Origin of the sequence: Spirosoma validum (assembly GCF_014699035.1) — a bacterium.
In the GTDB taxonomy this organism is placed as follows: Bacteria; Bacteroidota; Bacteroidia; order Cytophagales; family Spirosomataceae; genus Spirosoma; species Spirosoma validum.
This window is the reverse complement of sequence record NZ_JACXAA010000008.1, coordinates 177413-201491: the sequence shown is the minus strand read 5'-3', so window position 1 is coordinate 201491 and position 24079 is coordinate 177413. Positions and strand designations below refer to the sequence as shown.

General features: G+C 48.1%; 18 protein-coding genes. 13 read left to right on the top strand and 5 right to left on the bottom strand.

Translation table 11 applies throughout. The features are described 5' to 3' along the window. Positions 1–97: 97 nt before the first annotated feature. Together IC230_RS21200 and IC230_RS21195 are read right to left on the bottom strand one after the other, a co-directional pair. Positions 98–325 carry a hypothetical protein gene (locus IC230_RS21200; RefSeq protein WP_191041055.1) on the bottom strand — a complete coding sequence of 76 codons (228 nt, stop codon included), beginning with the start codon at positions 323–325 and terminating at the stop codon, positions 98–100. Positions 326–472: 147 nt separating this feature from the next. Then, a complete protein-coding gene (locus tag IC230_RS21195; protein ID WP_191041054.1) occupies positions 473–1012 on the bottom strand; it encodes an RNA polymerase sigma factor in 540 nt (179 codons plus the stop codon). Positions 1013–1566: 554 nt separating this feature from the next. Between IC230_RS21195 and IC230_RS21190 the strand changes: the two genes are divergently transcribed. The 4 genes from IC230_RS21190 to IC230_RS21175 all read left to right on the top strand — a co-directional run bounded on the left by IC230_RS21190 (position 1567) and on the right by IC230_RS21175 (position 7280). After that, positions 1567–2853 (top strand): sialidase family protein, encoded by a 1287-nt coding sequence (locus tag IC230_RS21190; protein WP_317171813.1) that lies wholly within the window; start codon positions 1567–1569, stop codon positions 2851–2853. A gap of 13 nt (positions 2854–2866) precedes the next feature. After that, positions 2867–5092 (top strand): ligand-binding sensor domain-containing protein, encoded by a 2226-nt coding sequence (locus IC230_RS21185; protein WP_191041053.1) that lies wholly within the window; start codon positions 2867–2869, stop codon positions 5090–5092. Positions 5093–5151: 59 nt separating this feature from the next. Beyond that, positions 5152–5670 carry a DinB family protein gene (locus tag IC230_RS21180; RefSeq protein ID WP_191041052.1) on the top strand — a complete coding sequence of 173 codons (519 nt, stop codon included), beginning with the start codon at positions 5152–5154 and terminating at the stop codon, positions 5668–5670. Between the two features lie 227 nt (positions 5671–5897). Then, positions 5898–7280 carry a purple acid phosphatase family protein gene (locus IC230_RS21175; RefSeq protein WP_191041051.1) on the top strand — a complete coding sequence of 461 codons (1383 nt, stop codon included), beginning with the start codon at positions 5898–5900 and terminating at the stop codon, positions 7278–7280. A gap of 150 nt (positions 7281–7430) precedes the next feature. Here the strand turns inward: IC230_RS21175 and IC230_RS21170 are convergent, their stop codons facing one another. Then, on the bottom strand, positions 7431–8423 hold the full coding sequence (locus IC230_RS21170; RefSeq protein ID WP_191041050.1) for a GlxA family transcriptional regulator: 993 nt from the start codon (positions 8421–8423) through the stop codon (positions 7431–7433). 284 nt (positions 8424–8707) lie between these two features. On the opposite strand from IC230_RS21170, the gene IC230_RS21165 reads away from it, so the two are divergent. From IC230_RS21165 to IC230_RS21135, 7 genes are all read left to right on the top strand, one after another. Further along, positions 8708–9124 (top strand): VOC family protein, encoded by a 417-nt coding sequence (locus IC230_RS21165; protein ID WP_191041049.1) that lies wholly within the window; start codon positions 8708–8710, stop codon positions 9122–9124. 22 nt (positions 9125–9146) lie between these two features. Next, positions 9147–9380 (top strand): hypothetical protein, encoded by a 234-nt coding sequence (locus IC230_RS21160; protein ID WP_223860750.1) that lies wholly within the window; start codon positions 9147–9149, stop codon positions 9378–9380. Positions 9381–9686: 306 nt separating this feature from the next. Then, a complete protein-coding gene (locus IC230_RS21155) occupies positions 9687–10337 on the top strand; it encodes an RNA polymerase sigma-70 factor (protein WP_191041048.1) in 651 nt (216 codons plus the stop codon). A gap of 39 nt (positions 10338–10376) precedes the next feature. Continuing rightward, a complete protein-coding gene (locus tag IC230_RS21150; protein ID WP_191041047.1) occupies positions 10377–11378 on the top strand; it encodes a FecR family protein in 1002 nt (333 codons plus the stop codon). Positions 11379–11409: 31 nt separating this feature from the next. Next, positions 11410–14829: a SusC/RagA family TonB-linked outer membrane protein gene (locus tag IC230_RS21145; RefSeq protein ID WP_191041046.1), complete on the top strand. Its 3420-nt coding sequence runs from the start codon at positions 11410–11412 to the stop codon at positions 14827–14829. Between the two features lie 19 nt (positions 14830–14848). Then, the gene (locus tag IC230_RS21140) at positions 14849–16468 is read left to right on the top strand and encodes a RagB/SusD family nutrient uptake outer membrane protein (protein ID WP_191041045.1); all 1620 of its coding nucleotides are present in this window, start codon (positions 14849–14851) and stop codon (positions 16466–16468) included. A gap of 86 nt (positions 16469–16554) precedes the next feature. Continuing rightward, positions 16555–18324, top strand: coding sequence for a hypothetical protein (locus IC230_RS21135; protein ID WP_191041044.1), 1770 nt, complete (start codon positions 16555–16557; stop codon positions 18322–18324). A 100-nt stretch (positions 18325–18424) separates the two neighbouring features. On the opposite strand, the gene pgmB is transcribed toward IC230_RS21135, so the two are convergent. Both pgmB and IC230_RS21125 read right to left on the bottom strand, forming a co-directional pair. Beyond that, positions 18425–19081: a beta-phosphoglucomutase gene (gene pgmB, locus IC230_RS21130; RefSeq protein WP_191041043.1), complete on the bottom strand. Its 657-nt coding sequence runs from the start codon at positions 19079–19081 to the stop codon at positions 18425–18427. Positions 19082–19137: 56 nt separating this feature from the next. Continuing rightward, the gene (locus IC230_RS21125) at positions 19138–21006 is read right to left on the bottom strand and encodes an alpha-amylase family glycosyl hydrolase (RefSeq protein WP_191041042.1); all 1869 of its coding nucleotides are present in this window, start codon (positions 21004–21006) and stop codon (positions 19138–19140) included. Between the two features lie 151 nt (positions 21007–21157). Between IC230_RS21125 and IC230_RS21120 the strand changes: the two genes are divergently transcribed. Together IC230_RS21120 and IC230_RS21115 are read left to right on the top strand one after the other, a co-directional pair. Further along, the gene (locus IC230_RS21120; protein ID WP_191041041.1) at positions 21158–22882 is read left to right on the top strand and encodes an alpha-amylase family protein; all 1725 of its coding nucleotides are present in this window, start codon (positions 21158–21160) and stop codon (positions 22880–22882) included. Positions 22883–22945: 63 nt separating this feature from the next. After that, positions 22946–23824: an N-acetylmuramoyl-L-alanine amidase-like domain-containing protein gene (locus IC230_RS21115; RefSeq protein WP_191041040.1), complete on the top strand. Its 879-nt coding sequence runs from the start codon at positions 22946–22948 to the stop codon at positions 23822–23824. The last annotated feature ends 255 nt before the right edge of the window (positions 23825–24079 follow it).

Genomic DNA, 24079 nt, shown 5'->3' with positions numbered 1-24079 from the left:
TGCTTCCGTAGTTGATAAATGATAGAGATTGTGTTCATGCGTGGCTAATTAAGAGAGATTCAATAGAGAAGTAAGCAGTACGTGAAGGACAGGAAATTCAGAGCCTGGTCTTCGCTTCGTTCAGGAATGGCTCCGTCTTTTCATCGGAGTCGGGTGGAGGATCGGGGTCATTTACCAGCTCGTTGAAATATGTTTCCAGCGCATCCGAGTAAATCTGTAAATCGTCTGGATTGTGGAGACCCGCCAAAAATTCGTCAAACTCCGCTCGCGATAGTTTGTTGCTGAGTAGCTGATCGACTAAGTAGTTGCTGCGCTGTTGTGCCATCCCACCCTATCGTTTAGGCAGTTCGCCTATAGTACCGGCACGCGCAGAGAAAGGACTATTCACTACGTATTAATTATTTGTGTAGAGTGCTGCCGGGTTTGAGAACGCCTGCGGGCGAACGTCCGACATCACTCCGTACACCATACTTTACACTAACGCAAAATCGATTTTTTCGCGCAGGAGTTGCTTGGCTTTGACGAGCTGGTTCTTGACTGTGTTTTTTGAGATACGGAGCAACTCGGCAATTTCCTGATACGATTTTCCGCCTTCTACGTTGAGAAGCAGTATCTGTTTCCGTTTCTCAGAGAGGGAGTTGATAGCTGTCTGAAGAACTTTGAACTGGATTTCCGGATCTTCGGTTTCATCTGGCTGCACGTGTTCCATGCGTTCCAGATAGCGTTGCCGAAGCAGTTGATTCTTGTCGAGCTGTTTGAGATAATCAAACGCCAGGTTACGCAGGCACGTAAACAAGTATGAATTGAAATTGAGCTCTGGATTAATAAGCGCTCGTTTTTCCCAGATTTTGATGAATACGTCATGCACCATATTCTCGGCTTCCTCCTGGTCTTTCAGGATTGAGACGCAGAATTTAAGGGCTGGCGTACGGTAATGCCGGTATAGCTTACCAAAAGCAACTTGATCACCCTGAATTACGTCATTGAGAAGAATAGATAGAGAAAAGGCCATAGGGGTTGAACGAAAAGGTGAGTACAAAAACGATATCTGTGTAAGCCGTATGTTCACTCGAATTCAGTGCCCCTTTCAGGACAAACGGGTCTTCCAATCCACCTTCCCCCACTCTATCTCAACCCCTAAACCTCGTAACCCGGATGAACTTTATATATCTGTATTAACAATTCAGGATCGTACTCAAAACGTGTATTCCTTGTACTAAACTCAACTTCACTTATCTATTTTTTCAAACTACATCACTCTCTCTATCAAACAAATATATAGATTACTCCTACTGGCCTTTTCGCACTTTGCGTAAAATTACCCTCTATTTGCGCAAAATAGATAAATTTCATTTTAGCGTAACAGGACTAAAACCTCTACCCCGGATTCTTAACTCGCCTGGCTCGGTAACTGTATTAAAATTCATCCCCCTTTTGAATAGCCCGAAGCATTTGATATGGCGTATAGTAACCGACTGCTGTAGACAAACGGGTGGACCAGTGAACAGAATGTCATCAGATACAGTCGATTGCATCGGCTGCGAGGTCCGACCTCACCGGGGTCGAATGTCTGTAGAATTCTGGTTAACCTACAAATATGTGACCCCGGTGGGGTCGTACAGCTGGAGTTTTTTATATGATAACGAAATCGACTATATGCCCTTGTTGAAAACCATTGGTTTACTATTGACGCTCCTGAACCTGGGCACAACGGGATTTACTCAATCCACGAACCCCGCTGTTGTGCGGAAAGGGCTGATCTTTCCAGAGCAGGAAAAGCACGTGCACGGAAGCAGTCTGGTCAGTTTGTCAAATGGCGATTTTCTCGCCGTCTGGTTCTATGGCAGTGGTGAACGTACCGCCGACGACGTCAAAATCATGGGAGCGCGGTTAAAAAAAGGCGAAATAGCCTGGAGTGAGCCGTTCCCAATGGCCGATACGCCCAACCTGCCCGACTGCAACCCGGTTCTATTCCTGAATCATACGGGCAAACTGTTTCTGGTCTGGATTGCGGTTCAGGCGAACCAGTGGGAATCGTCCATTCTACGCTTCAGAACGTCTACCGATTATCTGAAAAGTGGTCCACCCGTCTGGACCTGGCAGGATAATATTCTGCTTAAAGCCGATGAGCAATTTGCGAAAGAAATCGCAGTCAAATTCAAGGATCTGCCGAAAAGTACGGTTGGCTGGGGCGGTTACGCACCCCGCTACGACGATCTGATCAAAGAGGCAAGTCGCGACGCCGGGAAACGCTGCATCGGCTGGATGACACGTATCAAACCGCTATTACTGGGGAATAACCGCATTGTTTTGCCCCTCTATTCCGACGGATTTAACCTGTCGCTCATGGCAATCTCTGACGATGACGGAACCAGCTGGCGACCTGGTCTGCCCGTCGTTGGTCGGGGGCCAATTCAACCGGCTTTGGTACGTAAGAAAAATGGGCACCTGGTTGCGTACATGCGCGACAGTGGAGACGCTCCCATACGCGTCCAGGTGAGCGAGTCGACAGATCAGGGCGAAAGCTGGACGGCAACCACGAAAACAGATATTCCCAATACAGCCAGTGTCGAAGCACTGGTTCTTCAGGATGGTCGGTGGGCGTTTTTGGGGAATGACGTTGATGATGGCCGCTATCGGCTTAGCCTGTACTTATCCGATGATGAAGGCAAAACCTGGGCTTGGAAAATCCGCATTGAGGATCACCCGGTCGATCAGGGCCGATATTCTTACCCGTCACTTATTCAAACTACCGATGGCTTGTTGCACATGACGTACTCTCACCATCCCGATGAGCAACACAAGTCCATTCAATACGTAGTTGTTGACCCACAAAAACTCAACCCGAACTGAATCACCGATGCTTATGCAACGACTCCGTTACTTACTTTTTTTAACCGTTACGTTTCTTTCTGGCAACGATGTTACGTTGGCTCAGACAGTTTATCAGGACAAACCTTTCGACCAGATTTATAGCGTAAAATACTACCTTGACAAACCGGATGCCAGCCTCACCGGGTTGGCCTGCGACCGAAACGGTGTCATCCAGGTGCTTTCATCCAATGGGCTCTTACGTCCGGCCAATGGGTATTTTCTATCGCCCGGAACACTCCCCTCCGACCGAACGTATCGCCCAATGCAGGACATGACCGTAACGGCCCTGGACAGTTACGATGGGCAATTTATTTATCTCGACAAGCGGGCGATTTTGAGCAACGCCTGGGCGGGGAAACTCTTCGCCGAACACCAGCTTCCTCAGGCAAAACTGTTTGCCGGAGCCACAAACAGTACGTTCCTGGTTTCAGACGGCAAGGCAATCCACGTAGTGAAAGACAATAAAGTTGCCTGGAAAGGTACTGTTCCAGACGATGACCTGATCGGCATTCGGTTTCAGCCAGACGCCAATCTGTTCTGGCTGCTGGGCAAAAAATCGTTGTCTACACTTTCGGCTAAAGACTTTAAGGTTAACAAAGTTTTCGACGGAGCCGATTTTACGTCGTTTGCGTTGACCACGAAACCTCAGAAAGTCATCATTGGCACGAACGACGGCTATATTGAATTCGATCCGGCCGGTAAAAAACAGATTGGATCAGCACACCGAAATTTGCCTTGCCCGGAAATCACGGCGGTGGCGGAGGTCAATGATAATCTTTGGTTTGGCTCAACAAAAGGCGCGTTCTCACTACGTTCCGACGGCAAATTCGATTACTACAACGGCGAACGCTGGCTGCCCGGCAATCAGGTGACGCAGATTACAGCCGGGCCTCAAAATGCCGTACTAATTCTGACAACAGCAGGTCTTGCTAAACTCGAAACGAAGCCAATGACGTTGCACGAAAAAGCGCAGTTTTATGATCGTCAGGTGCGTACCAGGCATATTCGGAATGGCTTCAATTCGTCGCTGGAACGCATGGAAAAAGGCAATCTGGCCACGGGTTATCTGGACGATTCGGACAATGACGGTTTGTGGACATCGATGTATCTGGCTGGCGAAATTTTCCGGTACACCGTTACAAAAGACAAGGACGCTCTGCAAAACTGCCGCGAATCGCTCGATGCGATGGAACGGCTCTATACCATTACGCCCGTTCCTGGCTTTCCGGCGCGGTCATTCGAGCGGGCTGGCCTCATGGCAAAACTCCACGATGCAGATCGCTGGCAACATTCGCCCCAACCCGGCTGGGACTGGAAATCGACCACGAGCAGTGATGAAGTGATCGGGCATGTGTTTGCGTTCGGGGCTATGGCCGAACTGGTCGACGATAAAAACCTTCAGCGCCGGGCCATTACGTTGATCGATACGCTCATGAGCCACATCATTAGCCACGATCTGTATCTGATTGATTTCGACGGGAAACCGACGATGTGGGGTAAATGGAATCCAAAGTACGTCAATGCTTTTCCGATCAACGTTGGTGACCGGAAGCTGAATTCGTCCAACATCGTAGCGATGCTTCAGACGGCTTATCATTTTACGAAAAAAGAAAAGTATAGAGCCAAAGCGTTTGACCTGATGCAAAAACATGGCTATCTGGAAAACCTGATGCGACCGATGAGCGTGATCGGAAAGGCACCCGATGATGCGGATGAGCATAGCAAACACATGTCGGACGGCTGGAATCACTCTGATGACGAAATGTATTTTGTGGGCTATTGGGGACTGTATCGCTACGCCTTAAACGATACGTTGAAAGCGAAATTCAAACAGACCATTATCGACCACTGGGCCGTTGAACGTCCTGAAAAAGAAGGGGCCTGGAACATTTTTACCGCTCTGACTGGCACCAAAACCTTCGATCTGAACGAGGCCATCTGGTATTTGCAGGAATATCCGCTCGATTTAATTGACTGGCAGATCATGAACAGTCATCGCAAAGACATCGAATTTGTTCCCGAAAACTTCCGCAAGCAAACGACGAAAGAAGTCTTACCACCCAATGAACGGCCTATTCAACGGCACAACGGCAACATGTTTACGCTGGACCGCGCTCGTGGCAACGGTACGTCGGAACACAGCGCGGGCGACATCTGGCTCCTTCCCTATTGGATGGGACGCTATCTGGGCGTAATTAGCGGGCCGGTTGGTAAATGAAGTTTTTGCGGACTTGCTGAAAGTTTTCATCTTTCGGCAAGTTTTATCAGACCGTAGATATGGACAGTCGTAAATTTCCGATTGGGCCGCTTGCCCTACAGCACACGTATTCGGCAGACGAGCTGGCTCACTTTATTCACATTATCAAAACCAGCCCGACACAGTACCGTCAGCTGGTCGAACATTTATCACCAGCCGATCTGACCCGGACGTATCGGGAAGGTAGCTGGACCATTCGCCAAGTAGTGCATCATGTTAGCGACATGCAGTTCCTGCACTACCTGCGGATGAAGAAAGCGTTGACAGAACCGGATTATAAAGTCGTTACGCTGGTCGATATGGACCGCTGGGCCAATACACCCGACGCCACCGACGCCCCGGTTGCGGATTCGTTGATGATGTTCGAGGGAGTTCATCAGCGGTACGCTTATCTGGCCCAAACGCTTACGGAATCCATGCTGGCCATTACGTACTACCATCCGGTTCGGCAGATCACGATCAATCAGGCGCAGGCGTTGGCTATGTCGGCCTGGCACGTGCAGCACCATCTGGCTCACATTCGACTGGCTTTGCAATAAACGTAGCGAGTTAGGGGTCAGGAATTCAAATTTTCTTAATACAGGATTGGCTTATTAAATGCCGTGGATACAGAATCTTTGCAGAAAATTTCCCGCTTGATCATTAATCGCAACGGGCGCTGAGTTTATTCGCAAAGGTCGCAAGACTGTATGTCTTCGCCTACTCCGCGCATAAACCCTACATAGTTCGCGGTTAGCAGTCGACTCTTTAAAAGCCCTGTTGCTTTATGAAACCTCTTTTTTACGCTCTTTTTCTGGTCGGACTAACGGCTTCAGGCTGGGCACAAACGCACAAAGACTATCCAGCCACGGTTTATCCGGATCGGGTAATTCTGGGCTGGCAGGACAATCCTGCTACGTCGCAGTCCGTAAACTGGCGAACCGATTCAACCGTCGTCAACGCAACTGGGGTCATTGCTGAAGCTGATCCTTCCCCTGATGTCGTTTCTAAAGCTACGCTGGTTCCGGCGACTACCCAACGTATCGTACTTGACGGAAAAACGATTCTTTATCACTCTGTTCATTTCAAAAACCTGAAACCAGATTCGAAATACAGCTATCGGGTTGGTGATGGCACTCACTGGACCGAGTGGTTCCAGTTCAAGACAGCGAAGGATCATTCGGCTCCATTCTCATTTCTGTATTTCGGCGACGCTCAGAACGATATACGCTCTCTCTGGTCACGGGCAATTCGTGGCGCTTATTCCACGTTGCCAACGGTTAGTCTGATGATTCACGCAGGCGATCTGATCACTACGTCGAATGCCGACTGGCAATGGGCTGAATGGTTTGAAGCTGGTGGCTGGATCAACGGAATGGTTCCTACGCTGGCCACGCCCGGCAATCATGAATATTTTAAAGATGAGCAAGGCAAATCTCGTGTTTCAAGGCATTGGCGTCCGTCCTTTATTTTACCCGAAAACGGTCCGAAGGGATTTGAAGAAACCGCTTACTTTTTTGATTATCAGGGCACTCGATTTATTTCTCTGAATTCACAACTGGCTTTGCTTGACTCATCGGCCATGACAACGCAGGCCAATTGGCTCATGCAAACCTTAAACAATAACCCGAATCGCTGGACTGTCGTTACGCATCACCATCCAATTTACTCGACAGCCAAAGGGCGAGACAACAATGAGTGGCGGGAACGCATGGAACCGATTTATAAAAAATTCGGCGTCGATCTGGTCTTGCAGGGGCATGACCATACATATGGGCGTGGACTGAATATGCCGCTGGGTAAGAGTCGGAAGCATCCCGATGGTCCAATTTACGTGGTATCGGTCAGCGGCCCGAAGATGTACGATCTTGGCCTTCAGAACTGGATGGATCGGGCGGGATCGAACACACAACTCTATCAGACCATCACCATTAACGGCGATAAATTGACGTATCAGTCGTATACCGTGACGGGTGAGAAATACGATTCATTTGAGCTGCTCAAGAATGGCAAAGGGCAAAATACGCTCGTCGATCAGGCACCCCTACTGTCTCCCGAACGGCTCGACTTACCCGCCGAATACCAGAAACGTTACAAGCCTGACCAGATGGATGAATACAATAAGCGTTTTCAAGAGTATAAAGCCCGTCAACAAAAAAAGAAGGAGTGATACGTATCACTCCAGGTCAGGTAGCCAGATACTATCTTTGACAAACCGGGCCGCCGTCGGACGGCACAGGCCGCCCTGCGCCGAAGCGGAGCGATTTTGAACTTTGTCAAAGATCTAATTTCAACAGATTTATTAGTGCATCAATAGACTTTAAGCTACCTCTAATTTTTCTACTTTTTTCGTATACTTATTTCTATAATCGATTGGTGAAAGTCCCGTGATTTTTTTGAATATTGTCCGGAACGCTTTGATATCTGAATAACCAACATCGTACATCACTTCGCTTATATTTTTTCGATCTGTTTCGAAGCTTTTTTTTGCGGCCTCAATCTTTACTCGCTGAATGTATTCTGAAACTGTATTACTCGTCGCTTTTTTGAATCTTCGTTCCAGATTTCTGCGACCAATCGCCAGCATATCAGCCAATTGATCAACTGTTATTTTTTCCTGAAAATTGGTCTCAATAAATTCCTGGGCTTTTTTAATCGGCTCATCATTATGAGTCTTTTGACCCTGGAATATAATAAAGGGAGACTGGCTGTTTTTGTCAATATCAATCATGAACGCTTTGGCAATTAAAATAGCCGTATCGCGCCCCGCATATTTTTCAACTAAATACAGGAGAAGATTTAAATAGGAATAAGCCCCTCCACTGGTATATAGCCCGTTTTCTTCCGTCATAATCTTATCATCGACCAGATTAACATCCGGAAACGCAGCCCTGAATTCATTAGCTAGACGCCAATGGGTTGCGCACTGTTTCCCGTTCAGCAAACCCGTAGCCGCCAGAAAGAAGGCACCGACACAGAAACTAGCGATTTCTGCCCCATTTTCACGCTGTTGAATAATCCAGGGGATAAACTCCTGATTCAGCGCCATGCTTTGCTCATGTTCGCCAAACAGGGCCGGAATAATGATCAGATCAGTTTTTTCGATCTCGTCAATCAAGACGTCCGGCTTAATGGTGAATAACCCATTGCGTAAACTCGCTTCCTTGGACAGTCCCACTAGTTGAACCGCAAAAAGTGGCGGTTTGCCCATGGCGATCTGAAATGAATTTACTTCAGAAAGAATCTGATACGTTCCGTCGATATTCGTAAGACTAATATGGCCTTCGGGTATAAGAATAGATACATGCTTCATAGGTCAAATATAAAGGAAATTGCTGTCGTAATCAACCCCCTATTTTGACGGATTCTCACCTGATAAAACAGAATTGATAGAACTATATTTGTAAAGACAAAAACGTCAGAAGGATTTTTAATTAGATGAATTTTTCAATAGCTTTTTTTCACAATTAATGCTCAATTCATTTAATGAAGATAAATACTATTTTTTTTGCAGTGATCTTCTCAAAAAATCACTTAGTAACCAGCACTTATTTAGTCGAAACAATAAATCAATGAACCTTAAATTTATCTAAAAATATGACACAAATTAATGCTTATTTGACTTTCGATGGTAATTGTCGCGAAGCTATGACATTTTACCAGGAATGCTTGGACAGTGAACTCTATTTGCAAACCGTTGGTGAGTCGCCGGTAGCCGCGCAAATGACCGCCGAATGGCAACAAAAAATTTTGCACGCCAGCCTCACGAAAGGAAATCTTGTATTGATGGGTTCCGACATGAACAGAACCAGCCTGATCAAAGGCAATTCCATTACGTTATCCATTAATTGTAGTTCCGAAGAAGAACTAACCACGTTCTTTACCCGGTTATCAGCCGGCGGGAAAATTATTGATCCTATAGCTGATATGTTCTGGGGTGCTAAATTCGGCGCGTTCACCGATAAGTTCGGAATAAACTGGATCGTGAATTACGATAAAAATCAAACCCTGTGACTCCTCACAGGATCGAAACCAATTGGATAAAGCCATGATGCGTATGGTGGAAGTTTTCAAAACAAATGTTCAGGAAGTAGCCATATCAACGATGCTGATTCAAAAACTTCTTGACCGCTTTAAGGCAGACAAAATAAGTTTTGACCTGGAAGATTGCGATAAAGTACTACGTGTCGAAGGAGACAATTTCTCTCCTGACGAAATCATCGAATCTGTTAATTCATTTGGATATAACTGTGAAATTCTGGCCTATTAATGACTCGTGCCGATGAGTATACCTTAGATTAGAATTCCTGTTAACTAAACATGCCAGAACGCTCAACCTTCGGTCCATTGAGTTGTTCTGGCATGTTTAGTTAGCGACGCTACGTTGGTACGGCCTTACGAGTCCTATCAAGTCCCGTATTCACATTATTACTGACTGACCAGTTAAATTCTGGCAACATTCCAGCTGGCTTTGACGTATGGTTAACCGTACGGTTAAAATTTTTCGTCAAATAGTCAAATTACCACCTAGGGTATCTGTTTGTTTTCGTGTCTTCGTATGTATTAAGCCCGATCCATGAGTCAGCTACAACCACTTTATCCAGATCAGCGGGGAAAACCAATAAAGGTAACTGATCCCGACCACAGCGAAAGTCGAGTCGTCGATTCGGAGCTGTTTATTCGGCAGGCATTTGACCGCAGTGTCCGTGAGGGTTACGAACTACTCTTCAGGCGTTATTACCGACCGCTGTGCAATCATGCCGTCCGCTTTGTTCAATCGAAAGAACAGGCCGAAGATTTGGTGAGTGAGGTGTTTTCCAATTTTTGGAAGGGGCAGCTTCATCTACACATCACTACGTCGATTCGGGCTTATCTGTTTCGGGCTTTACGCAACCGAATTTACAATCATTTGCGCGATGAGTTTGCACATCAGCGGCCGACAGAGGATTTTCTGATGGACATTGCCGAAACAGAAGACCCACAGCAGATTTTGCAGTACACGGAACTCTACCACCGGGTTCAGACGGTTGTGAGCGGGCTGCCTCCTCAGTGTCAGCGGGTTTTTCTACTGAGTCGTTTTGAAAGTAAAAAGCATAAAGAAATTGCGGATGAACTATCTATTTCGGTGAAGGCCGTTGAAATGCACATTACGAAAGCGCTGAGTCTACTCCGAACGGCGCTCTTTTCCATATGGCTTGTATTCCTGTTGGGCGACCTGATACGCTAAAATAGTTACGGATCGCTGTACTTAGCTGTTGATTATCGTATGGACAATCTTGTCAACAAACAACTGATTTTTGAGCATTTTGCAAATCGGGTCACGGCTCTCCAGCGTCAGATGATTGCGGAATGGCTCCAGCACCCCGAGAACAAGGAGCATTATTACGCGTGGCTGGAGGAATGGGAAAATCGGAATCCTCAATATGCTATTGAGGTGGAAACCAAACTTCAGCAATCTGTAAGCAGGTTAATCACGGAACAAACACCTTTGTATCCTCAGGTTGACCCGAATCGTCCGAACCGATTTCTCTCTGTATGGCAATGGGCCGCGGTTTTTGCTGGGCTTTTACTGTTGGGAGGGCTTTACACAGGCCGTTCGTATATAGAGTATCGTTCCGTTTATACGGGCTATGGTGAAGTACGCCAGGTAGATCTTCCGGACGGAAGCACGGTCACTCTGAATGCCAACTCGTCGATACGATATGCCCGTTTCGGATTCGGTAATCAGGCGCGCCGGGTACATTTAGTGGGCGAGGCCAGTTTCGCGGTAAAACACCTCAGTAACCAGGCTCAATTTGTCGTTAGTACGGAGCATAATCTGGACGTAATCGTTCTGGGTACCGTGTTTAGCGTTTTCTCTCGCCCTCGTGGCGCCAAAGTGGTTCTCCAGCGCGGAAAAGTAGAGATTGTTCAGACTGCTCATCGGTCGGCCCGACATATTACCCTTAAACCGGGCGATCTGATCAGTCTGGATTCGTCGGGATTTCTATCGATGAAACACCTACCCCATCCGGATGCCTACGCGGCCTGGCAGGAACACCAGCATGAATTTGATCAGACTACTTTGAGCGAAATCGCCGGGCTACTGGAAAAGACTTACGGCATGCAGGTTACCGTTGCCGATTCTGCGCTGGCGCAACGCACTGTCTCGGGTACGTTCAGCACGCGAACAGCTACTGAATTGAGCCGGGTCATTGCCGATCTGCTGGATGTGGCTGTCAGCCAGAAAGGCAATCAGATTACGTTCACCAAGCCGCTAAATCCCTGACATTTTTAATACCTCTTAATGCTTCCTATTTATGAAAAATCCCTTACTTGTTACTCCTTTTTTTGTGCTTCTGCTGGCCTTTCAGACCTGGCCAGCATCGGGACAAGTGCTGGCCAAACGCTATCAGAAAAGCGGAGCTACTCCGCTACAGAAACCGATTCCAGCAACCTACCTGTCTCTCAAAGAAGCTCTTACTCAATTAAAAAAAGCTTACCAGGTCGATCTGCTGTTCGAAGATAAAACTGTGGAGGGCTACAAAACAACCGCTCAGGATTTCGCTCGTCCTATTGAAACTGAACTGAAGCAGTTGTTACAGCCGCTAGGTCTTCGCTACAAAAAAGTAAAGAAGAATGCCTATCTGATTCAGCCTGCCAAAGCGGGAAAAGAAAAAGACAATACGGCCTCCGTTCGTGTAGTCGGCACCGACCCAGCCGGTACGTCTGCTCCCATCGACCAAGCCATCGCTGTCAACGTAGCGGATACGCCCGACACGAAAGAAATGACTGTTGCCGATCAGGTTGTGACAGGTACGGTGCGCGATGCCAAAGGCGAAGCCCTGCCGGGCGTGAACGTACTGATAAAAGGTAGTGCCAAAGGAACGACCACCGATGGACAAGGTAATTTTCGGCTGGCAGTTCCTGATAATTCGGCGGTTCTAGTGTTTAGTTTCGTCGGTTATCAGCCCCAGGAAATCCGGGTCGGCAACCAGACCGCCATCACGGTTCGATTGTCGGCCGATGAGAAATCACTGAACGAAGTCGTGGTGGTGGGTTACGGTACCCAGTCGCGTAAAAACCTCACCAGCGCCATTAGCACCATTAAACCCGAAGAACTCAACCGGGGCGCTATCAGTGATGTCGGGCAGTTATTGCAGGGGAAAGTACCGGGTCTGAACATCTCGGCCAATGGCGATCCAAATGCGCCTGCTGCGGTGGTTTTGCGGGGCGCATCGACCATTAACAGCTCACAAGGTCCATTTTATGTGATCGACGGTGTACCCGGCGCTGACATTTCGATTATCGCGCCCGATGACATTGCCTCCATTGACGTACTGAAAGATGCAGCCGCTACGGCCATTTACGGTAACCGGGCTGCCAATGGCGTGATTATGGTGACGACGAAGCGGGGAAAACGCGGTCAGATGCAGATCGCCTACAGTGGCTATGCCGGGATTGAAAGCGTTTCCAGCACCCTGAAGATGATGAATGCTGACCAGTTACGAGCCTTTCTGACGCAGAATGGTCAGTCGTTTTCGCCCATTGATGACAAAGGCGCTAATACGAACTGGCAAAATGCCGTTCAGCAAAGTTCGGCGGTTTCGCATAACCACAACCTGTCGATCAGTGGCGGAACGGAACACAGTACGTACAGCGCCAGCCTCAACTATCTGGACAAGCAGGGGATTTTGCTAGGAAGCTCGCTGAACCGGGTTATTGCCCGGCTGGCCGTCGATCAGTACGCCTTTAACGACAAAGTACGATTTAGCCTGAACGTAACGAACTCCAATAGCAACGCCAACAACACTCCGCTGCGGAACAACGTACTGTTGCAGATGATCAACCACCTGCCAGTATCGCCCGTAACCAACCCAGATGGCAGTTATTTTGAGAACTTTCAGAATACGGGCTATTTCAATCCGGCAGCCATGATCAACCATGCGAAGGATAATACGAAGTACAATAACCTGGTTGGCTCCTTCAATACGCACGTCCAATTGCCGTTCGGCCTTTCGTACGATCTGAATTTATCGTACCAAAACAATACGTCGCTGCATGGAGAATCGTACGACAGTTATTATTCACAGTATAACAGCGCGAACTTTTACAACAATCCTGATCCACCGGCAGTACACTCATTGCTGAATTTCGGCACAAACGGCTCGGCGTTGCGGAATACGTATCAGACTACGCGTAAAGTCCTGGAAACGTTTCTAACGTGGGATAAATCGTTCGGCGATCACACGATCAATGCCGTGCTCGGGTACTCGTGGCAGGGAAACATAGCGGGCGATGGCTTCCAGACGTCGAGCACGAACTTTCCCGTCGACAACATCGGCTACAACAATTTTGCCCTGAGTAATCCATATGCCATTTCATCGTACCGGGTGAATTTTGGTCCGGACGGTATCTACCAGGAAAACCGCCTGATCTCTGATTTTGCCCGACTCAATTACAATTACAAAGACAAATATCTGATTCAGGGATCGATTCGGCGCGATGGTAGTTCGGTATTCGGCGCGAACAACCAGTGGGGCTATTTTCCAGCAGCTGGATTTGCCTGGCGCGTGAGTCAGGAAAGCTTCATGCAGAACCAAAGCCTCTTTAATGACTTGAAGCTACGGGCCAGCTATGGCGTTACGGGTAATGCAACAGGATTCAATGCCTACACAGCCCAGTTCATTTCGGGTAGCCTCGGTACGTATTACTACAATGGCGTTCAGACGGCTGCTTACGGACCAACGCAGGCGGCCAACCCCGACTTGCGGTGGGAGAAAACGGCAACGACAAACATCGGCCTCGATTTTACTATCCTGAAAGGCAAACTCAGCGGCACAGTTGAATGGTATGATAAGAATACCACCGGCATGATTTACTCGTACCGGGTTGACCCGACGCTGGTGCCGGTGGGTAGCATTATCGCCAATGGCGGGAGCATGAATAACAAAGGGATTGAGTTTAGTTTGAGCGCTACGCCCGTTCGTACCACCAATTTCAGTTGGACAACCGGTATTAATCTGGCTCACAACACCAACAAAATTACCAGCCTGACAAACCCTCTATTTGTTGGGGGAGATTCGGTACGGATTACCCAGCCCGAAGGCAACGGTCAAACAGGCAGTACGTTACAGATCCTAAAGGCGGGGATGCCCCTGGGTCAGTTCTTCTCGCTTCAGTACGCCGGGAAAAATGAAAAAGGCGTTTCGCAATACGTGAACCAGAAAGGCGATCTCACGACAACGCCGGTTATTGGAGCCGACTACAAATACCTTGGTAGCCCACAACCGAAACTGCTGCTCGGCTGGACGAACACGCTACGGTACAGAAACTTCGACTTCAATCTGTTTTTCCGGGGAGTATTCGGAAATAAAATCTTCAACGCTACCCGCGCCGATCTGTTCCGGCCCAGTACGGCACAGTTTACCAACATTCTGGTCGACGCAGCCGACGAAAAAGCTACCGACGTTAACTCGTACAAATACTCCAGCCGGTTTATTGAAGATGGGAGTTACGTGCGCTTAGACAATGCTACGTTGGGATACAATTTTAAGAACACCGGCGAGTATGTGAAATCGTTGCGAGTCTACGCCACCGTCAACAATGCGTTCGTCATCACGGGCTATAAAGGCATTGATCCTGAAATCAACCAGGGCGGAATCGCACCAGGTGTTGATGCAAACAATTTCTATCCGAAAACCCGGACGCTTCTGGTGGGGGTCAATGTGTCATTCTAAAACCTTAGCGAAACTACCCATGAAAAAAATATTCACGTCCAGCGCGTTTCTGGCGCTGTTTGTTTACCTGACCACAGCCTGTCACGACATAAACGTACCGGTTAACACCGAACTAACACCCGATATTTTTCCGCAGAATTCGTCGCAGTTCATTCAGGCATCCGGCCCGCCCTATGCGGCTCTTCGGGGTAATTTTTCGCTGGATTACTGGTTCATGCAATCCCTGAGTTCCGACGAGGCCATCTTGCCCGCTCGTGGTGGTAACTGGTATGACAACCAAAACTATCGGATGCTCCACTACCATAACTGGACCAAGGACCATGGCTCCACCAACGGCGCCTGGAGCTGGCTGTCGACTGTGATTGGCGTTACAAACCAGTCGTTGTCCATTCTGGATCAGACTATTCCGGCTTCGACGGCTACCAAGGCAACGAATCTATCCGAATTAAGAATGGTGCGGGCACTGGCTTATTTCATGATGATGGACTTGTACGGTAATGTGCCTATCATAGCGACCTATGGCGATTTTTCACCTCATCCTACCGTACCGCGTGCACAGGTATTCAAGTTTATTGAAGATGAAGTAAAAGCAGCCTTACCGAACCTGAGTCGGACGACCGGGCAGGCTGTTTACGGACGAGCGAATAAATTCACGGCCTTTGCTCTATTGGCGAAAATGTACCTGAATGCAGAGTATTACACGGGCACGCAGCGCTACAATGATGCCGTAATCGCCTGTGATAGTGTCATCAATTCGGGCTTTTACGCACTGGAACCCCGATCCTCGTATCTGCAGATGTTTTATCCCAACAACGGGCCATCCATGAAAGAATTCATCTTTGCCATTCCATACGACCCAGCGGCCGGGGCCATGTCGGGCACGAATGGCATGATGTACCATGCGCGGTATGATGTTCCCCGCTCGGAAACCAGAAAATTCAGTCTTCCCTTTACGCCCAGTGCGCCCAGAAGCACGCTCCCAGAGTTTTACGCAAATTTTAACGATCCTAATGACGTCCGGAATGGGCAATGGCTTACTGGACTTCAGTACATGAATGACGGTGTGACGCCCGTTACCGTAACGACCACCAAAAAAGGCTACGACCAGACCTATACGGGCTCGGACGGAGCGGCTGCCTATACCTACCAGGTGAACCTGACTCCACAGATCGTTCTGCGTCAGGACGTAGCGACATTCGATCTGGGCAACGACGAAATTGCCTGGAACATGGGCTATCGAAACATTAAATTTTATCCCGATAATACGTCGACATCGCGTAACCAGAATAACGACGTACCCATGTTCCGGTATTCCGATATTCTTCTGATGAAAGCCGAGGCCATTCTTCGGGGTGGAACGGCGACACAGGGACAGACGGCACTTTCGCTGGTGAATCAGTTACGCGCAAATCGCACGACGACGACTGCTTTATCGAGTATAACGCTGGATGGTATTTATGCCGAACGAAGCCGCGAGTTTGCCTGGGAAACCTGGCATCGGAACGACATGATCCGGTTTGGCAAATATGAAGGAGCCTGGGGTTTCAAAACAGATGCGGATGTGAATCACCGGATTTTCCCCATCCCAACAACGGCCTTCACCGTAAACCCAGCCCTGACGCAGAATCCTGGTTATTGATTAGTAGCCACAGAGCGCTCCACCGTCGCGGCACGGAGCGCTCTGTGGCTACTAAATGTATGAAGCCTTTCACTGCTCAATAAAACATGGAAAACATTTCAAGGAAAGCATTCCTGCACTACGCAGGGCTTGCGACAATGGCTACGTTTTCGCCGTTCCTGGCAAACGCCTGGAATGAAAAAACTACCGATGACACTTCTTATAAAAAAATAGTAGCGGCTAATAACGAAGAGGTTGCCAAATTACTGACGGCCTTAGAACCTGAGATCACCGAAGTGAAACGCCGATCGGGCTACGATCTGGCCAATCTGGTAGCGGCTTTCTGTGAACCTACTTCCCGCTATTATCAGAAAGCGGAACTGCTGCCGTTTATGTCGAAAATTATCCGTTTTCTTTTAAAGGCGCAGCACAGCGATGGTACCCTCGATTTTGGCAATCTGGCTTCTCCTCCCGACACCGCCTTTATCCTGGAACCGCTTTGTTCAGCGGCTACCATCCTGCAAAAAAATACCACCACTGGCCTGAATGACGTAAAAGCCGGGCTTAAAGAGTTTATCGTAAAAGCCGGGGAATCTCTCAAAACAGGTGGCGTGCATACCCCCAATCACCGCTGGGTCGTATCCGCAGCATTGGCAAAGATTAACGCCCTATATCCCGATCCGGGCTACGTGATTCGGATTAATGAGTGGCTGGCCGAAGGCGTTTTTATTGATGACGAAGGGAATTATCTCGAACGTAGCATGAATTATTCGGCGGTTATCGACCGGGCGCTGGTTACGATGGCCCGTCTGCTTTCCAAGCCGAAATTGCTCGAGCCCGTTCGAAAAAATCTTGAGTTGGTGTATTACCATTGCGAACCGAACGGCGAGCTGGTCACGGTCGATTCGAGGAGGCAGGATCAGTTTGCGCCCATTACGATCCTGAATTTCTACCACGACTACCTGTATCTGGCCATTCACGATACCAATCCTGAGTTTGCGGCCATCGCCCGGTTTATTGAAACGCTGCCCGGTTTTACCAGCCGGATTCTTAATGATTTGTTGGTTTCTTACCTGGAAGATCCACTTTATAAAAAACCAGTTCCAACACCCAAAGCACCATCGGTTAACTTTGACGAATTCTTTAAACAAACGAATCTCGTCCGGATTAGACGTAACGCAACGACCACTACGTTGTTTGGGGGCGCTGATTTTCCCATCATCATTGCATCGGGTCGATCGACCAGTCCTAATTTTTTTAGCTTCCGAAAAGGGGCGGCCATTCTGAAGTACATGCGGCTGTCAACCGATTTTTTCAGTACGGGTTATTTTCATAGTCAGGGTATCACGCATTCATCCGGGAAATACGTATTGCATCAGAAACTAGACGTTCCGTATTATCAGCCTTTACCCGCCAATCTGAGAAAAGCCAATGGCGACTATGCGCATTCGCAAAGCACGGACGGCCGTTTCTGGAATAAAATGGATTTCGAGCATAGACCCCAGAGCAACGTAAAAACCCTGGAAACAACCATTACCGTTTCCGAAAAGAACGGGTCGAACGAGCTGACATTTGAGGTAAAAAGCGAAGCCGGTGTCCACGTAACCATTGAATTCTGCTTCAAGGAAGGCGGCACACTGACCGGCGTAACGAAGCTGAATGAATCTGCTGATAATTATGCTTTAGAAACTGGGTCAGCGGAATATCGGTCTGGGCAGGATTCCATAAAATTTGGACCGGGCGTTTCAGGCCGTCCGAAAATAACGGGTCTGGAAGGCGAACTTTATTCGTCGCACTTCGGCAGCCTGCGTACAGAAGGTTTGCATGTGTATTTTACAGGCGTTACGCCCTTCGAGCATACCCTTACGATTGGCTGAAGCAGCTTAAAAAATCGTTGACAAAGCTGATGTCGATCCATATTTATGAACAGCTGCTTTGTCAACGATTTCTTCCCAAAGAAGAATTTGTAGAAAACGATTACGCGTTACTTTTTGCCAAAACTTCTTCTACCGTCAGGGCTTCCAGCGAGGGAGCAACCAGATCAGCTTGTGTCAGTACGTCCGGCGAGCCGATTCCCACGACAAACATACCCCCTCGTTTACCCGCTTCAACACCCGCAACGGCATCCTCGAACACCACACATTCGGACGGAGAAACACCCAGTTCAGCGGCTCCTTTCGTAAATACCTCTGGGTCAGGTTTGCCTTTACTGATTTTCGTACCGTCGATGATAGCATCGAAGGCATCAGTCATGCCGACACGTTCCAGAATCAACGGTGCGTTTTTGCTGACCGAACCCAGGGCCGTTCGTAATCCGGCTTTTCGTACCTGCGCAAAGAACGTAGCCACACCCGGCAGAATATCGTCGGACGTCATACGACTAACCAGTTCCAGATACCATTCGTTTTTCTGCGTAGCCAGTTCGGTCTTTTTCTCATCAGGTAATGACAAGCCGCCGTGTTCCAGGATCAAATCGAGCGATTCGGTACGACTAACGCCCTTGAGTCGCTCATTAAATTCCTCCGAAATATCAAATCCAAGTTCATTCGCCAGTCGTTTCCAGGCCTGGTAGTGATAAATAGCCGTATCGACAATAACGCCGTCGAGATCAAATAAAAACGCTTTTGTAAGCATGAGGTTTCAGATTGTCGAACCACAAAAATACAGGTTTTACAGCGCGGTTACGTTGTCTATTTCTGTAACTCCAGCACCAGGGCGGTTTTAGCAGGGAGTTTAATAAGTTTCAGGTCGCTCATGGTCGCGTCGGTCATAATATTTTTGGCGGACGTAAAGCCTTTCATCCGTTCGGCAAAGCGAACTGTATCAAGCGAAATTTCCTTATCGCCGGTGTTGGTAGCGATCATTACCGTTTTGTTAGTATCGTAGCGGAAATAAACATACGTACCTTCCTGCGGCAGAAACTGCATCAATTTCCCGGTATGCATGACTGGATTATCGCGCCGATACGTAGCCAGTCTGCGTACAAACAGAAAGGCTTCATTTTCCCGATCGTTACGTCCGGCGGCCTCAAATTTATTTTCCTTATCGCCAGGAAAACCACCGGGAAAATCACGACGGACTTCGGCATCCGACGGGTCTTTGAAATTCTTCATCAGAATCTCCGTACCGTAATACATCGACGGAATACCACGCGTTGTCAAGAGCCAGGTCAGGCCAATTTTGTATTTATTGAAATCTTCCCCAATGACCGAGAAGTAACGGTCTAAATCGTGATTGTCCAGGAACGTAACCAGTTTGGTTGGGTCGACGTAAACCGCATCCTGCGCCAGCGTTTCATAGAGTGGAAACGCATCACTGTTCTTTTGTTTCAGAGCATTGTTCGTGATGGCATTATAGACGACGAAGTCGAGACCACCGGGCTGATTCGATTTAAACGGAAAGTCAATTTTGTTCCGGACATAGTAAGACTGGTCCACTACGTTGCTTACGGACGACTCACCGAAAATGAGAATCTTCGGATACTGATCCATCAGCGCCTGATTACAGCGATTCATGAATGGCATGTCGTTATACAAATACGTATCGACACGCCAGGCATCGATCCCAAAGTTTTCCACCGTCCAGATCGCGTGTTGAATCAGAAAATTAGCTACGTATGGATTACTCTGATTCAGGTCGGGCAGAAAGGGAACAAACCAGCCATCGACCGTGACTTTTCGATCACTCTCCGACGCGTGAGGGTCTGTAATCGGCTGTTGTTTGTAAGACGTATTGGTATAGGTCGGCCATTGGTGGACCCAATCTTTGCTGGGCATGTCTTTAATAAACCAGTGATTGATGCCAACGTGGTTATACACTGCATCCTGTACTACTTTCAGGCCAGCCGCATGAGCCGCTTTAATGAAGGCCAGATAGCCTTCATTCCTACCAATTCGTCGGTCGATGGCGTAATGATCGGTGAATCCGTATCCGTGATAGGCCGAGCGCATTGATCCTCCCTCGTTAGTAAGCGGTTGGTTATTCTCAAGAACGGGCGTAAACCAGATCGCCGTGACACCCAGATCTTTCAGGTAATTTATCCGTCGCGCAGCTCCTGCCAGATCACCCCCGTGGCGATAGAATGGATTGGAGCGGTCGGCGTTAGGATCGGCCATATCCGAAAATTTGTCGTTACTCTCATCGCCATTGGTAAACCGGTCGGGAATGGCTAAGTAAATAAAATCAGCCGCCGTAACGCCCCCGCCTTTTCGTCCTGTTTCACGAGCTCGTAGCGAGAATGGCTGCGTTAGCGTCTGACTTCCACGCTTTCCAACGATATTGATCGTACCCGGTTTGGCCGTGGGGGAAACCGTTAGGTCCAGAAAGACATAATTTGGATTTTCAACCGTATGCGCCTTCACCAGCTTCACACCCGGATAGTTGATTGTATAGGCCAGCGTTCCGGCGTTGGGTCCATACACAAGTAGCTGAACCGCTGGGTTCTTCATTCCTACCCACCAGTTTGTGGGGTTGATGCGCTGAATCTGCGCCGGTTGCGCAAAGGCTGATCGGAAAACTGTCAGCAGAATAATTAGAAGGGTAAACAATTTTCTTTTCATGTATAGGTCGACAATAAATCGGTTGAATTATCACTTAAACAGGGAAAAATGCAACAAGAACGCGAAAATAACCCACGATTTTCGTAAAAAAAGGCCATAGTTTTGCGAAGCACATCCGGCCACATGCTGTAATCCGAAGTAACCCTACTCTATGTACACATCCTCTGTTGTCCCGGTGGTAGACAAATTAATCATCTACCAGATTTTCACCCGATTGTTTGGTAATCAGAATACAACGAATCGGCCACATGGCACACGCGATGAAAATGGCGTCGGAAAATTCAACGACATCAACAATGCAGCTCTGCAAGCCATCCGGCAATTCGGCGCATCACACGTCTGGTTTACCGGTATCATCGAACATGCCAGCCAAACCGATTATTCCGCCTATGGCATTCTTCCCGATGATCCAACCGTAGTAAAAGGGAAAGCTGGCTCGCCCTATGCCATCAAAGATTATTACGACGTCGACCCCGACCTGGCCGTCGAAGTTCCTAATCGCATGGTGGAGTTCGACGCGCTGGTGCAACGAACTCATGCCCACGGACTGAAGGTAATCATCGATTTTGTACCGAATCACGTGGCTCGACAGTATAAGTCCGATGCCAAACCAGCGGGCGTTATTGATTTAGGTCAGAACGACGATACGTCCGTTGGTTTTTCACCCAACAATAATTTTTTCTACCTGCCTGGTGAAACGTTTGTGTCGCCGGAACGTAGCAACAATCAACAGGCTCCGAATGCATTGCATGAGTATCCTGCTAAAGTCACGGGTAGCGGCTCCGTTACGTCGTCGCCCGACGTCAACGACTGGTACGAAACGGTCAAATTAAACTATGGCATTAATGTTTTCGACGGAAGTCATCACTTCGATCCTGTTCCGGCTACCTGGCATCAAATGCTCGATATTCTTTTGTTCTGGGCCAACAAAGGGATCGACGGGTTTCGGTGCGACATGGCCCATTACGTACCGGTCGAGTTCTGGAAATGGGCTACTAGTCAGGTCAAACGAAAATACCCCAGATTGCTTTTTATTGCTGAAATCTACGATCCGGGGCTGTATCGGTCCTTTATTTTTGAAGGCGGCTTTGATTACCTGTACGACAAGGTAGGCTTATACGATTCGGTTCGGGAATTGATGGAGGGGCATGGCTCATGCTACAGCCTCACGCGCGTGTGGCAGCAGGAATCCGGCGATTTTTCGCAACACATGCTTCGGTTTCTGGAAAATCATGATGAACAACGAATTGCCTCTCGCTTTTTCGCTAATGATCCCTGGGCAGCTATACCCGGCATGACACTAACGGCTACCATGAATACAGGGCCTATTCTGATTTACTTCGGGCAGGAAGTAGGCGTTCGGGCAGAGGGTGCCGAAGGGTTTAGCGGTGATGATGGGCGAACAACTATCTTCGATTACTGGGGTTTACCCCGCTGGCAGGGCTGGCTTAACGAAGGAAACTACGACGGCGGAAGGCTTACCGACGAACAACGGAACCTACGGGCCTTTTATCAGCAGCTAAACTACCTGATTACGGGTTCTGACGCGATTCAAAATGGTTATTTCTACGATCTGCAGTACGTCAACGACAATGGCCAAAGCCCAGGCTATGACGCACATCAGATTTACAGTTACCTTCGCTATACGGATCGGCAGAAACTACTCATTGTCTGCAACTTCTCAAGTCAGCATACCTACGACACACTTGTACGAATTCCTGGTCAGGCGTTTGACGCGATGGGGCTAGACGCTCTGAATACGTACTGGTTTACCGATATTTTTCTAACTAACACGGAAGTCAATGGCGTTGGCTTAGCGGGCGTACCGCTGCTTTTGTCACCAAGAAGTGTTCGTGTGCTGGAAATTAAATCCTAGATTTAGGGTACTTTTTGAGCTATGTCTCGTCTATAGACTATGCTCAAATGTACCCACCTATTTATGTTAAAGTTTTTTACTGGATTTTTTCTGCTTCTGCTCACCCCTTTTTTAGGGCAGGCGCAGGATGGTATTCTTACTCAATTACAAGCCTTGACGCTTGTGGAAGGCAAATCAGCGGCTGAAACTACGGTCACTATTGGCAGGCAGTTTCTGGGTCGTCCTTATGTTCCGCATACACTCGATGTCAATCCAACCGAACAGTTGGTCGTTAGCGTTCGTGAATTTGACTGCACTACGTATCTGGAAACGGTACTGGCGCTTTCACTAACCTGGCATGATGTGCCGGGCAAGCAAAATTCCCCGCTTTTTGAACAGACATTTCGGAAGTATCTGACTAAACTTCGCTATCGGGACGGTCAGATTAATGGCTATGCCAGTCGGTTGCATTACTTTTCTGACTGGCTCCGCGATAATGAGCGGAAAGGGCTGTTAAACGATGTAACTCAGGAGCTGTCGGGCTGTATGTCGGTCATCAAGCCGGTGTCTTACATGACCACAGCTACGTACAAATATCCTCAGTTAAGCAATCCGGATGTGTATAAGCAGGTTGCTCAAACGGAAGCGTCGCTGGGTCAACAGTCTTTTTCGTTTATCCCGAAGAAAAACATTGCTCAGGCCGAAGCGCAGCTCCGTGAAGGAGATATTATTATGCTCATGGCTTCTCGCCCTGGTCTCGATATGAAACATGTCGGTCTGGCGGTCCGTCACCCCGATGGTCGGATTCATTTGATGCACGCTTCCTCCGATCTGGGCGCGGTCGTTATTACGTCCGATCCACTAAGTGATTATGTTCAGTGGCACAAAAATATGTCAGGTATACGCGTGGCGCGGCTCCGACTGAACACCCCTTTAGAAGCTTCTGTAGTACATAGCAAATAGCCAACCCACTAGTGGATTGATTAGTAGCCTTTCATTATTTCCATTACTACCTACAATTGAGTCGATAATTCAACTAATCAGCCTATTTAGTTTCGTTAAAGTTACAATAGCTGATTATACGTCTTTTCCCACTCACAAAAATTACCTTGTAGCCAACTGATTAAATACATAGAAAATTAGCGCGTACTATTTACTCTACTAGTTATACAAGCTACCGTTTAGTCAATTTTCAACAAAAAAAGTGTCTATATATAA